8 protein-coding genes and 1 pseudogene are annotated in these 12606 nt (G+C 38.6%); 7 read left to right on the forward strand and 2 right to left on the reverse strand.

The window, feature by feature from the left end; translation table 11 throughout:
* Nucleotides 1–326 precede the first annotated feature (326 nt).
* The gene (locus MHH59_RS12320; protein ID WP_087944776.1) at nt 327–557 is read left to right on the forward strand and encodes a DUF2187 family protein; all 231 of its coding nucleotides are present in this window, start codon (nt 327–329) and stop codon (nt 555–557) included.
* 236 nt (nt 558–793) lie between these two features.
* Nucleotides 794–2221 (forward strand): IS4 family transposase, encoded by a 1428-nt coding sequence (locus tag MHH59_RS12325; RefSeq protein WP_340851287.1) that lies wholly within the window; start codon nt 794–796, stop codon nt 2219–2221.
* A gap of 557 nt (nt 2222–2778) precedes the next feature.
* Here the strand turns inward: MHH59_RS12325 and MHH59_RS12330 are convergent.
* Nucleotides 2779–4572: a helix-turn-helix transcriptional regulator gene (locus MHH59_RS12330; RefSeq protein WP_201056477.1), complete on the reverse strand. Its 1794-nt coding sequence runs from the start codon at nt 4570–4572 to the stop codon at nt 2779–2781.
* 293 nt (nt 4573–4865) lie between these two features.
* Here MHH59_RS12330 and MHH59_RS12335 point away from each other — a divergent pair, with 293 nt between their 5' ends.
* Complete coding sequence (locus MHH59_RS12335) at nt 4866–6056, forward strand: serine hydrolase domain-containing protein (protein WP_078178614.1); 1191 nt, start codon at nt 4866–4868, stop codon at nt 6054–6056.
* Nucleotides 6057–6331: 275 nt separating this feature from the next.
* Here MHH59_RS12335 and MHH59_RS12340 read toward each other — a convergent pair.
* Nucleotides 6332–6634, reverse strand: a pseudogene (locus MHH59_RS12340) (hypothetical protein); the annotation flags it as partial.
* A gap of 675 nt (nt 6635–7309) precedes the next feature.
* Here MHH59_RS12340 and MHH59_RS12345 point away from each other — a divergent pair.
* The 4 genes from MHH59_RS12345 to MHH59_RS12360 all read left to right on the forward strand — a co-directional run bounded on the left by MHH59_RS12345 (nt 7310) and on the right by MHH59_RS12360 (nt 12601).
* Nucleotides 7310–9346: a DUF11 domain-containing protein gene (locus tag MHH59_RS12345; RefSeq protein WP_003189311.1), complete on the forward strand. Its 2037-nt coding sequence runs from the start codon at nt 7310–7312 to the stop codon at nt 9344–9346.
* 63 nt (nt 9347–9409) lie between these two features.
* Nucleotides 9410–11074 carry a DUF11 domain-containing protein gene (locus MHH59_RS12350; protein WP_016126990.1) on the forward strand — a complete coding sequence of 555 codons (1665 nt, stop codon included), beginning with the start codon at nt 9410–9412 and terminating at the stop codon, nt 11072–11074.
* A 44-nt stretch (nt 11075–11118) separates the two neighbouring features.
* Entirely contained in the window at nt 11119–11844 is a 726-nt protein-coding gene (locus tag MHH59_RS12355) for a DUF11 domain-containing protein (RefSeq protein ID WP_016126991.1), read from the forward strand.
* A gap of 103 nt (nt 11845–11947) precedes the next feature.
* Nucleotides 11948–12601: a DUF11 domain-containing protein gene (locus MHH59_RS12360; RefSeq protein ID WP_002204241.1), complete on the forward strand. Its 654-nt coding sequence runs from the start codon at nt 11948–11950 to the stop codon at nt 12599–12601.
* Nucleotides 12602–12606: the final 5 nt, after the last annotated feature.

The raw sequence follows: 12606 nt of genomic DNA on the forward strand, positions 1-12606 counted from the left end.
AACACTAGTAAATTCAATTTTGAAGTTTGTTAAGCTATCATTGCTTTTCATTGATGTATAAGTTGCGAGATATAATTAATTTCTTTACGTAAAGAGAAAAACCACTCGCTGTGCCTCGTGAGTGGTTTTGTTTTATTTGGGATTTATATAAAAAAGGGGGTTGTATATTGATAGTCGCCGAGATTGTGATTTTAAGGTAATTATCTTTTCCGTAATGTATAATCCACTGTTAAGTTGAATTTTAAACCACAGCAAAAAAGCATTGATTGGATTATTTAAGGAAGAATAAAAATGAAAACTACTGGTATAAATCGTAAAGTTGATGAATTAGGATTTCAGTTCCAACAATAAAAATTGGTGACTATGTACAATTTTCAAATCGTAAGAATCCTTCTTTAAAATTAAATGGTTATGTAGTAAATATTTTAACTAACACAATTATCGTAGATGTTTCAGAAACTATCCAAAATAAGGGTTATAAAGAATTAGACGTTCGTCATGTTGTAAAACATGGTCGCTATAAAAAAATTCGTTCTTATAAAAAACAGGCTTCCTAAAAACTTAAACAATTGCTAATGGAAGTGTGAATCTCATGAAAGAATACATGAGCAATCATAAAAATAGAGTCCTAATAATAAGGGACTCTATTTCTTATGTATATCTTATATCTGTTATATAATTTACTTTTAGGGGTAGCACCACATCGCTATCAAGCTAATAAAAAGAAATGCCCCCTAGAATGAAAAAATACGCTATTCTTTCTGTAGAATCATAGGAAAGGATGGCGTTTTTTATGTCTGTTTCTGTGTCTGACGAATTACAACTATTTGCTCAAGAGATTCAAAGTTTTTTATCTCCAAATACCTTACGGGATCTTGCTAGAGATGTTGGTTTTGTACAACGAACCAGTAAGTACCAAGCAAAAGATTTAGTCGCTTTATGTGTATGGGTGAGCCAAAATGTAGCTATGACTTCTTTAACTCAGTTATCTAGCTGTTTAGAAGCATTAACAGCAGTGCTTATCAGTCCTGAAGGACTGAATCAACGATTTAATAAGGCGGCCGTCCAACTTTTACAACACATACTAGCTGAACTACTAAACCAAAAACTGATCTCATCTATGCCGATTTCTTCTCCATATACTTCTGTTTTCAAGCGTATTCGTATTTTAGATTCAACTGCATTTCAACTCCCGGATGTATTTTCATCGGTTTATCCAGGTGCAGGAGGATGCAGCCATACAGCTGGGATAAAAATTCAACTTGAGTATGATTTGTTAAGTGGACAGTTCCTACATATTCATACAGGTCCAGGTAAACAACATGATCGCACTTACGGCTCTCTGTGTGCCCCAACTGTGACAGCGAATGATTTATGTATCCGAGATTTAGGTTATTTTCATTTAAAAGACCTTCAATATATACAAGATAAAGAGGCCTACTATATCTCTCGTATCAAGTCGAATACACGTATTTATCAAAAAAATCCTAACCCTGATTATTTTCAAGACGGAAGAATTAAGAAAGGTACAGAGTATATACAGATAGATATGGAGACGTTAATGAGCTCCCTTCAACCAGGACAAACATGTGAAATAGCTGATGCTTATGTAGGAATGATTGATAAAGTGCCAGCTCGTGTAATTGTTCATCGATTAACAAAACAACAGCAACAAAAACGATTACAAGATCAAGCTGTAAGAGAAAAAAAGAAAGGAATGAAGTATTCTCCTCGTAGTAAACGACTCAGTGGTATCAATGTATATATGACAAACACCCCTACAGATATTGTCCCGATGGGACAGGTACATGACTGGTATTCTTTGCGTTGGCAAATCGAAATTTTATTTAAAACGTGGAAGTCATTCTTTCAAATTCATCATTGTAAAAAGATAAAACCAGAACGATTGGAGTGCCATTTATATGGTCAGTTGATTGCCATTCTACTCTGTTCTTCTATCATGTTTCAAATGCGCCAATTGCTCCTCATGAAGAAAAAACGAGAGCTTAGTGAGTATAAAGCCATATATATGATTAAAGACTATTTTCTTCTTCTATTCCAAACTATACAAAAAAACACCCAAGAGCTATCAAAGGTGTTACTTCGTCTGTTCAATCTCCTACAGCAAAACGGGCGGAAATCTCATCGATATGAGAAAAAAACGGTCTTTGATATATTAGGTGTCGTTTACAATTCCATGTTTGATAATCAAGCCGCTTAATTCAAAAAAGTGAAACCCATTAGGGTTTATTTCGTATGCAAATCTTTCAATCACCTACACTTGCCCCTTAGAAAAAAGAAACAATCTCGCCTAAAATTGACTTTGCATAAGCTTAGCTTGATAGCGATGGGGTAGCACCACATGCCCATCAACTTAAGAATTTTATAACGCCCCAAAAACAAAAAAATTGTACATTTTCACCTAAAGATGCCAATTTTCTCGTTTTAGAGTATTTGTTTTTTTGGGGGGTTGATGGGCATGGGGGATAACAACGATTCGTTCTTTTTCGGACCACTTGTAAAAAACTTTGAAAGGTATGATAAAACAATGACTTTAAGGTAATTAAATTTGAAGTTTTCAAGAAGATTTTCTTTAAATGTATTCCGTCCACTTATTTTCCAGCAATATTTACAGGTGTTCTGTAAACAAATTTTGTTAAATTCATTCCAAAAGTTAACGGAACTCTAATTCTGTTACTTAAAATAATGAGTGGCCCAAAAAATAGTAATCGTTGCCGTGCCCCGAATACGGAAAAATGATTATATCTTGAGTACCATCTACACAATATTTTCCTTTCGGGCCCTTTTTATTGCTTCTTCGCGGTTGTTGACGCTGAGCTTAGAGTAGAGAGTCGAGCAATAATTGCGGATCGTTCCCTCCGATAAAAATAATTTGGCGGCGATCGACTTATAACGCAGTCCACCTGACAGATGCTCCAGAATCTCCATTTCACGTTTCGTAAGCCCGTACGGGAAGTTTTCCTGACTTGAACCGATCTTCTCCAATTGCTCGCGTTGACTTTTCATCTCTTCGAAAATTCGCGTAGCGACCGATTGATCGATCCAGATTCCTCCGTTATAAATTAGTTTCAAGGCTTCCTTCATCTCTCGCGGATGAATCGACTTCAGCATGTAGCCCTCCGCCCCGTGCTCCAATGCAGTTGCTGCCTGCAAGGAATCCTCAAACGTTGTCATGAACACAACCTTCATATCAGGCCATCGTTGTTTCATCTCAAGTAAAGTTTCAATCCCGCTCATTCCCTGCATACTAATATCCATTAGCACGATATCCGGTTGGGACCGCTCACAATGTTCTAATGCTTCGCCACCGTCCCTGGCTGTACCAACTACGTTAAAATCAGTATGCTGATCCAAAATTTGCTTCAAACTGTCGGTAATGATCACCTGGTCGTTAACGAGCAGCAGGCGGATTGTATCATGTGCAGGCTCTGTCTGCAACGGAATATTACATATGACGAAAGTTCCTTGTTCTGGCTCGGAATGCACGGACACCGTGCCGTGAAATAGCTTAAGTCGTTCCTTCATCCCATTAAGTTCAAATCCAAATTGGATTTCTTCCATTCCGATGCCGTTATCTTCGATCTGTAACCTGAGCTGCTGACTCTCGAAATACAACTGAACGGATATCAAGCTCGCCGAACCGTGCCGAACCGCGTTGTTCAGAGACTCTTGAAGGCAACGATATAGACAAAAGTTTATTTTTTGCATAACGAGAGTCTCGCTGCCGATCACACGGAATTTGACCATTATACCTGTTGACTTCATAAAATCTTCGGTAAATTGCCGTAGAGATTCACTTAACGAATGGTTCAATGGAGTATGAGAGAGCTGATGCAGATGTTTTCGGATATCAACCAGACTGTGTTGGGCGATTCCGACAAGCGAATCGATCCTCTCTATCTGTGAATTCGGTACGGACGATCGCAGCGATTCGACGCCGACGATGAGTGAGGTAAGCGTATGGCCAATCGTGTCATGCAGCTCATGTGACAGCCGGCTGCGCTCCTCCATCAGCGTAAGTTCCTCAATCCGCTCAATATGCTGCTCCAGCAATAGCTTTTGCTCATGAATAATTAGGGCTTGCTTATGGGACTGAATTAATATATTAAACGTGAAGCCGATGGCGAATCCAAAACCGTTGCTAACGATAAATTCATACGGGAGACGACCAGCGATCCAACCGTTCAATGCCGGCAATATGATTCCACAGAGGATACCTGTCCATACATAGGTTCTTCGATTGCTGGCCAAGCCGATATTCATCACAAGTAAAACGAAAGACCAAAGTAACTCCGGTGCTGTATAGGCTAAATAAAGATGAAAACCCCCCGCTGCCATGACGTCGACTGCAAGATACCAATCTGCATTTCTACACCAGGCGATTAATGGAACGAGATAAACGACGAAAGCAAAAGAAAATAAGACCCAAAAAGAAGCATCGATTAATGACGGTTTGATAAAACTAGCGCTTATGAGAATGACCATCCAAAGCGTTCGTATGGCCACAAATATCCAATCATACCAGAACCGTTTTTTTATTATAGAGAACACGGATTATGCACACCTACTTGTATTTTTTAAAATAAATTCTGAATAAATCAAACCTATCATGCACCATAAACTTCTGATCCGTCAAGCGAAAAAGAGGGTAAACAGTTAGAATTTACTGTAACAAGCACGTCACATGAGATATTTGACAGTTTGTCATATGGTATATGTGACAAGTCCAATTCCGAGTGTCAACAAAAGTTTGGCGGTTTCATCACTATCCGATTTAACAATTTTGGGGATAAGGTGAGGATGTAAAGCAACACAACATTCCAAAATAATAGGAGCGATACGTTATGAAATTACTCAAGATTCAAAAAGGAGCTGTACTTGCATTAACAGCTATATCGGCGAGTACACTGGTATTTTCTGCTTATGGGTCTGTAAACCCGGTACAGATTGAAGGCGCGGTACAAGTGGAGACAGAGAAGGAAAAGAAAAGCAAGCATCGGGATGAAGTCAAACGCGTCATTGATGAGGTGGTAACCATCAAAGGAGTCCCAAGTGTCATAGCTGGCGGGTTACAGAACGGGAAACGCTGGTCTTACGCTACAGGTACAGCCAGTTATGAAGTACCACACACGGTGGAGTCCAATTTTTCATTCCGGATTGGAAGTATTTCAAAGACTTTCACAGCGTCCGTTGTATTACAGTTGGCTGACGAGAAAAAATTGAATCTGGATGATTCGATTGAAAAATGGCTGCCAGGTGTCATAAAAGGTGAAGGGTATGATGGCAACAAAATTACGATCCGTCAGTTATTGAATCATACAAGTGGGCTTGCTAGCTATACAGATTTGGATTTCCGAGATATTACTTTGCCTCAAAATCCATACCGTTACTATTCCGTCGATGAGCTTATCGACCTTGGACTTTCAAAGCCACCTGTATTTGCACCAGGGAAGGGCTGGAATTATTCCAATATGAATACTGTACTAGCCGGTCAAATTATTCAAAAGGTAACAGGAGAAACGTATGCGGAGCAGATCAGGAAACGGTTTATCATACCGCTTGGAATGAAAGGGACATTTGTGATGGGAAATAGTCACGAAATTCCGGGTAAGCATGCCACAGGATATAATATGGATAGATCGGGTCATTTGTATGATTTAACAGAAATGAATCAATCATGGGCAAATGCGGCGGGAGATATAGTCTCAACAGTTAATGATTTGACTACCTTCTTCAGTGCGTTGTTGGGCGGGAAGCTTCTGACTCAAGAGATGATGGACCAGATGCACACAACAGTAGATGGACCTTTTGGTAAAGTCGGACTAGGGATTTATGAATTTAAAACAGCGGACGGGCAATCTTACTGGGGGCATGCCGGAGGTACTTTCGGATATGAATCGAGAGCCGTCGGATCTCTAGACGGGAAGCATATTCTGGTAACGTGCATCAACTCGGTAGGTCCACAAGTAGCGCCAGCTCACGATAAAATAATCAATAAGGAATTTAGCCATTACGCAAGTCTAAACAGACAGTGAATTATATATGTTTGACCTGCTTGGAAAACGAAAACATACCGATCTATACATGGTTACGAGTGCCGGATCATATCTATCACTCCTCATGGGATTTATACACAAAAGGACCGTCAAGATGTTTTCCTAGCGGTTTTTCTTATGAGATGGATGTATATTGTATTCATAGAAGTTAACATAAAGTCCTATTATGGGTAGAAAGAAAAAGGTGGATCCCTACTTTCACAAGGGAACCTCCTTTTTTTGTTCTACGGATCTATGCATTTTTTTATACATTCCTATCCTGGCGCGGTTTTAGGGTTCTTGTTTGTTACTGGATTAGCCGAAAAACTGTATAAAACCTTGCATGCTCTTAGCATGGTTTTTTTCCGAAATGCTGGCGGTGGCCAAGCGCTAAATAATCTGCGAATCAGCACAATTTCTCCTAAATGGTAGGAGTTGTGAGATGCAATATTGCGTAGCACACCGCCCGGGGTTTCACCAGGCCATTCCTCCAATGTTTTGTTCAATTGAACAGTTTGGGCAATCGTGCATGCCTGTTCAATCCCCTAAAGAAAATACTGAATAATCTGTTTCCACTTGAATAGGTTTTGCTTTTCCATACTAATCACGTCCTTTTTTAGAGTACTAGTATCAGTATGTCCAAGTTTCAGAGATTAGTTACATAAGTCATATAGTTTTTGCACCAGAACCATAAAAGTAAGTCTATGACCTATTTTTACACGTATCTCGGCTGTTCCCTATAAGAGGCCAAGTAAATAGAAGACAAAAAAGCGACCAATTTCAATTAGTTGCTTTTTTGTCTGTATTGTTCCACCAATCCCTATTCTTCAATTCGATTGGATCAGTGTAAAATATTCCTATTTTATCATCAGTATGTTTTGTTTCAACCTTCAAACGATAAATGCTAGGAGTTACAATCTGTCCAAATATCAAAATCTTTATAATTGTTAACTGAAAAATTTGAATGATATCATTTTTTTATTATTAGCCTAATAGAGATGTGGTGGTATTCCTATTAAATGATTTTCACAGCAGAACTGGATTTGAAATACATTTACCTGAAAAATCAGATAAATAATGATAAATAGAAAGAACATTTAATTATAGATATAGTTTTTCAGTGAGTGAAATATAATTTGTGTTATCAAATATTTACATAGGAGGCAAATATATGAATTAAAATCCCCCCTTAAGTTTTATTAAAAAATAAAATAATAGTTATTATTCTAGTTGTTATAGAAAGGACGAAGAGAATGTCAATAGTTCAGCGTTATACAACGACTACAAATGGTGCGATGACGTTTACAGGTAATACGCTAGGATTTGGTTCGAATAATCCTAGCTATAATGACATTGGAGCATTCATTACGTTGGATCTTACCCAACAAGTCCCAAGTTATCCAATAGGTAGTACATTGAATTGGAAATTGAATGCTTCTCAAGCATTTCTGAAATTTCCTGTAGCTAGTGAAGTGCTGTATGCAGAGTTGATTTGGGGAGGTACCTCAAAATTTAATGCAGTGGATGTTACAGGAGATATTAACGTTCCCATTTCCTTAACTAACCCACAAGGTTCAATACAAACAATATCTCCTGATGCTACAACGGCCCAAGTAGTAGTGCATGAAAATCACACATTTTATATTCGTACAGCTGATGTTACTAAACTAATAAAGGCGAGTGGGGCAGGTTCTTATACTGTAAGTGGGGTACCAGCCACAATCCAACGGCCAAGTAAAAGTAATGCAGCAGGATGGACGCTTGCTGTTATATATAAAAATCCTTCTTTACCTTCACGAAATATGAACTTATATGTTGGTGTGGCATCTGTTGAAAGAGGGAATGTAGTGGATCAAAAAATTAAAGGTTTTGGGACACCTGAATCCAAACCGTTTCAGGCAAGAGCTTTATTGAATGCTATCGAAGGCGATAGTTTCATTTCTAAGGACCAATTTTTATTTGGTCCATCCCCAGGCCAATTACAAGCCATTTCTGGACCGAATAACTTAGTGGATAACTTTTTCGCTTCACAGATTAATGATGATGGTGGAAATTTAGATACTAGTGGGACAGCGGGAAATAGTAATGTAACCCCAGGGCAAAAACAGTCTACACAGCGCTATGGCTGGGATATTACGAATGTGGATATTTCAAACGCCATGGAAATCTCACAAACTGAAGCGATTGCTCGGTTCAAAACAGATATGGATGGATTCATCCTTTCTGGATTAGGGATTCAAATTGATGTGAATAGTCCGGAACTTAAGATAGACAAACAAGTGGATAAAGATATAGCAATAGTCGGAGACGAGTTAACTTACACAATTTTAGTAGAAAATAGTGGACTAGTAGAAGCACAGAATTCCATTTTTAAAGATATTCTTCCAGATGAGTTAGAATTTGTGCAGAACAGCTTAACTATCGATGGGCAAGCCAAACCCGGAGAAAATCCAGCTAAAGGAGTCAATATCGGATCTGTAAGCATAGAAGGACCAGTCGAGATCATATTTAAAGTGAAAGTGATTGCAGTCCCTACAGATGGAAAGGTGACTAATACGGGTGAGCTGGATTACGAGTTCCAAAGTGCAGCGGGTTTACCTCTCACATCAGGATCTAGTAGCTCAAATGAAGTAAATACTATCATTAAGCATGTACAAGTCGATCTCGTGAAAAGTGAAGATCGTTCGGTTTACGATAAAAGGGGAGGTATTATCACCTACACGCTCGATATTACCAATAATGGAGATACTTCAGTAAATGCACTTTCTATTAAAGATGTCATACCTACAGGAACGGTACTCGTTCCAGGGAGTTTAAAAGTAAATGGTGCACCGGTGCTTGATGATTTAACAACAGGAATTCCTCTTGGTACATTAATTCCTGACCAAACAGCTGTGATTACATTTCAAGTAGCGTTACAAAGTCCGTTGCCAGTGAAAGTAGATAACCAAGCAGAGGCAATTTATCAATTTCAGCTGAAACCAGGTAGCAATGTGCGTGAGGAAATAGTAACAAGTAACCTAATTACGGCGTGGTTGGAGACCGATTGTCAAAAAGCACAAAATCAGATTTTTGAATCAGTAGCACAACAAGAGCTCGGTTTGATGAAAATCCTTCAAGCAGAAAGTGTAAAGGTACAAGAAGCGGTAAAGGCATTTGAAGAAGAAAGAATCTCTGCCCAAGAACTTGCTAGGATTAATCAGAGTGTCGAAAAAGTAGTCCAAAAAGCTACACAGTTGGAGAAATTATTAAAAGATAAATTAGAAATTGCTAAGCAGATTTGTTGTTAGTAGATTAATGAGAAAGAAGCACAAGAATTTATAGCTTTATTTAGATTGAAAAGGGGGAAGAATATGCCATTTATTCATCGTTTCACCCAAACAACCAATGGTGCGATTACATTCACAGGAAATACATTAGGTTATGCAGATGGAAGTACAGATATCGGGGCTTTTTTGACAACAGATAGTTCTAAACAAGTGTCAGGCTATCCAGCTGGAAGTACAATGAACTGGCAAGAAAATTCCTCTTTGGCTATGCTGAGAATCCCTGCAGACAGTGAAATATTGTATGCCGAGTTGATCTGGGGTGGATCGACTAAAGATCAATATACTGATGTTCGTTCAGCTATCAATACTTCGATTACTTTTACCACCCCAGCTGCTACTGTATCCATCGCACCAGATGCCTTCACTGCACGAGAAGAGTCCGTCTTTGGCGGTCAAGTTTTCTATGTTCGCTCTGCGAATGTAACTGAATTTGTACAAAAAGGTGGAGCTGGAACTTATATAGTAGGTGGTATTCCCGGAACGGTAAGAGATTGTACTTTTTTTCTAGCTTCTACCAATACAGTGGGATGGACGTTGGCTGTCGCTTATAAACATCCATTACTTAAAATTCGAAATATGAATATTTATGTTGGGTCTCAAGTGATTTCTATGTCTAATCCTCCAGTGGATGAGTTGATTTATAATTTTAAAACCCCAGAAGGTGGGGATATCCAGGGACGTGTCATGCTTACGGCACTGGAAGGAAACTCTAATCTTCCTGGCGATCGCTTTGAATTTGGTCCCAATCGTTCGTCGCTTTCGGTGATATCTGGGCCGAATAATCCTGGAAATAATTTTTTTGCGTCGCAGATTAACGATGATCTAGGAAATTTAGATACTAGTGGAACTGCTGGAACGCTCAATAAGCCTCTTGGATCAGACGGATTTGGCGTACGATCGGGTTGGGATATCACGAATGTAGATATTTCTCACACGTTGCATCATAGTCAAACCGAGGCAATCGCCCGTATTGCGACGGCGCAAGATACCTATTTGGTGAGTGGATATGGAGTACAGATTGACGCCAATAGCCCAATCGTAAAAATGAATAAGTCGGGGGATAAAAAACAAGCTGTAGTAGGTGAAATAGTAACTTACACTTTGGAAGTAAAAAATGATGGCTATGTAGATGCGACTAATGTGATTTTTCAGGACTACTTAGATCCAGAACTTGAATATTTACCAGATAGTTTACGAATCAGAGGTGCGGCATGGCCAGGACAAGATATTGCTAAGGGTGTGAACATTGGTACTTTGGATGTAGGAGAAACAGTCCTCATCACGTATCAAGCGAAAATCATGAAAGAGCCTGATGATAAAGTGGTGCATAATCAAGCATCGATGATCTTTGATTTTCAGAGTAGACCAGATTTACCTATTTCGACAGCGACGAGTATTAGTAACAAACCTGGGATTGAAGTGATTGAGCCACCTACCTGTGAAGAAGGGAAAAATCAGATTATCCAAACGATTGCTGAGGCGGAACAAAGCATTGCTAGGATTATGCGGGCAGAAGCAGAAAAAATTGAAGTAGCTGCTCGTGCGTTTGGAGATAAGAAAATAGGAGTCCAAGATCTCATCGCTGTCAATGAAAGTGTGGAGGATATGTTAGACAGCCTAATCGTACTAGAATCAGTGCTTAAAGATAAACTCGCTGTTACCCAAGAAATTTGTGATTTTTGCTCATAACATCCATATATAATTTGATTCGATGATGGAAAGGGTGATGAAATATGTCTCAAAGTCGGGGGTATGTAAATATGAAAACTGAGGCGAATAGATTAATGGAGGATAGTCTGAAGATGGAAATAAATAAAAAAGTAAACAAAAATGAGGCAAAAGTAAAAGATATTTTGACTTATACCGTTCTTGTAACAAATATGGATCCGGTTGACGCACAAAACACTCTTTTGAAAGATATCCTTCCAAAAGAGTTGAAGTTTGTTCCAGGTAGTGTTTTTGTGGATGGTGTGCCTCAACCTAGTGTGAATGTAAATAATGGGATTAAGCTAGGAATGGTAGGAACAGGAGAACTGATTGAAGTGACATTTCAAGCGAAAGTAATCAATATTCCTCCAGATGAGCTAGTGAAAAATAAAGCCACCTTAAATTATGAATTTGAAAGTGCTTCTGGATCGCCTATCAAAAAAGGAGAAGCAGCCAGTAATATAACAGAGACAAAAGTGATTGTGCGTCCTCCTACTAACTGTGAGAACAATCAAAGTACCATTGAATTTTCAATTAAACAGGAAGAGAAGGCCATTCAGGAGTTACTGGATGCAGAAGCAGAAAAAATAAAGACGGCAAATCAAGCCTTTAATAGTGGCAGGATTACAAAAAATGAACAGAATTTGATTATTCAGAGTGAAAATAGTGTTTCTCAAACATTATCTACATTGAAACAAGAACTACAGAACAAGAGAAATACGATTCAGGATTTATGTAGTGGTTGTAAGTAGAGAAGAAGAGGATGTCTTACTTTTCCTCAGATGCTTTTGAAAAATAGGGAATCTGATTCATCACTAATAAGGTATGAATTACAGAAAAGAAAGGGAGAGGCACATGTCTAATTTTCCGAAAGTGAGTATAGAAAAGGAAGTAGACAAAATTGATGCGGTGGTAGGAGATATTCTAACATATACGTTTACCATTTCCAATGATAGTCTAATTGATGTTACTAATTGTCATTTTAAGGATTTTCTATCAGAAGAGGTGCAGTTTGTCCCGAATAGTGTGGAAATTGACGGTGAATCAAAACCTGGTGAAGATCCAACGAAAACGATTGTACTTGATAGACTATCCATTGAAGGGCCTATCATCATTACATTTAAAGTTGAAGTGATTAAACCCCATTCTAGTGGAGTGATTAGGAATAAAGCTTACATGGGCTCTCAGTATTCAGGTGGTTATGTAGATGCGGTCAGTAACGAAGTACAAACCAATGTGCCAGCAGGACGAACAACCTGTGAATGGTCACGTGACTTAATCATTCATTCCATCGCACAAGAGGAAAAAGGCCTAGCCACGATTCTTTACATGGAAGGCGAAAAGATTCAAGCAGCAATTAATTCATTCCGAGGTGGCCGGATTAAAGTGACGGATTTGCTAGCAATTAACAAGAGTGCAAAGGAAGCAGTTCAGCAAATTGCTAATCTGGAAAAAGAGTTGAAGAAAAAGTTAGATCAAGTTAAAGACCTATGTTGTGGTTGTAAGTAGGGATA

This window comes from Bacillus sp. FSL E2-0195 (genome assembly GCF_038003645.1).
GTDB lineage: Bacteria > Bacillota > Bacilli > Bacillales > Bacillaceae_G > Bacillus_A > Bacillus_A mycoides.